The organism is Leisingera sp. XS_AS12, from assembly GCF_041224635.1.
In the GTDB taxonomy this organism is placed as follows: domain Bacteria; phylum Pseudomonadota; class Alphaproteobacteria; order Rhodobacterales; family Rhodobacteraceae; genus Leisingera.
Window position 1 is genome coordinate 1 of record NZ_JBGFGM010000062.1, and the last position, 1226, is coordinate 1226.

At 58.6% G+C, this 1226-nt stretch carries 1 pseudogene; it reads right to left on the minus strand.

The window, feature by feature from the left end:
• Positions 1 to 467: 467 nt before the first annotated feature.
• Positions 468 to 1224: pseudogene (locus tag AB9K35_RS02860) on the minus strand (IS5 family transposase).
• Positions 1225 to 1226 lie beyond the last annotated feature (2 nt).

A 1226-nucleotide genomic window follows, 5' to 3' on the forward strand; every position in this document is an offset into this window, starting at 1 on the left:
CCGACGCGTAGATCTCGACGCCCAGCGATTTGAGAAACGAATTTGTAGCACACATTGCGAAACGCACTCCCCATCATGAGATGGAGATCACTTCGCAGCCGAAGCCATCAGCAGCAACGTGGGGTCGAGACGCCGCTTACGAAGCGGCAAACCGTCCGGGGGACGGTTTGAAGTGTGGACGGGCGGAGCCCTGCGCAACCGACGGTGCAAATCAAGGAGCGGCGTTGGCAGGAATTTTCCTGGGACGTGGGGCGTTAGCCGCACGGCCCGCGCCTGACCTTCCCCCCGGGAAGGCGCTTTACGCCTCCCCAAGGTTAGGCGCGGGCCTTGTGGTGCGGGAGGATGGCAGAGAGAACACTATCCAGTACCTGAATCTTCGGTGCTCTCGTGAGTTTTCTTTTTATAGATCCAGCCATTGAAATTGCAAATAGCTAAGGACACGCAAACTATGCCCCTAGGGTCAGGATTCATAACCAGTAGATGACGGTTGCTGCGAGGGCGATGGCTGAGAGGAATACTTTCGGACAGCGGTCATAGCGGGTAGCCACGCGCCTCCAGTCCTTGAGCCTGCCGAACATGATCTCGATGCGACTTCGCCGCTTGTACCGGCGCTTGTCGTATTTGACCGGGATTTTGCGCTGCTTTCGGCCGGGGATGCAGGCGCGTATCCCTTTGTCTTGCAATGCCTCTCGGAACCAGTCGGCGTCATAGCCCCGATCCCCGAGCAACCAATCGACGTTTGGCAGGCTGCTGAGCAGCGCCCGTGCGCCGACATAATCGCTTACCTGCCCGGCGGTCACGAACAGGTTGAGAGGTCGGCCCTGGCTGTCGCAGATGGCATGCAACTTTGTGTTCATACCTCCCTTGGTTCGACCGATCAGGCGACCACGCCCCCCTTTTTCGCGGCCATGCTGGTCGCTGTGCGGTGGGCCTTCAGGTAGGTCGCGTCGATCATCACGGTCTTCTCTTCGCCGCATTCGGCAGCCAGCCCGACCATCATCCGCGCAAAGATGCCTTTCTCGCTCCAACGCTTCCACCGGCTGTAGAGCGCTTGTAGGGACCATAGGTGGCAGGAGCGTCACGCCATCGCAAACCATTGCGATTTATGAAGATAATTCCGCTCAGCACCCGCTTGTCATCAACCCGAGGCTTGCCATGCGACTTCGGGAAAAAAGGGGTGAGCTTGGCCATCTGCTCGTCGGTCAGCCAGAAAAGATCGCTCATGT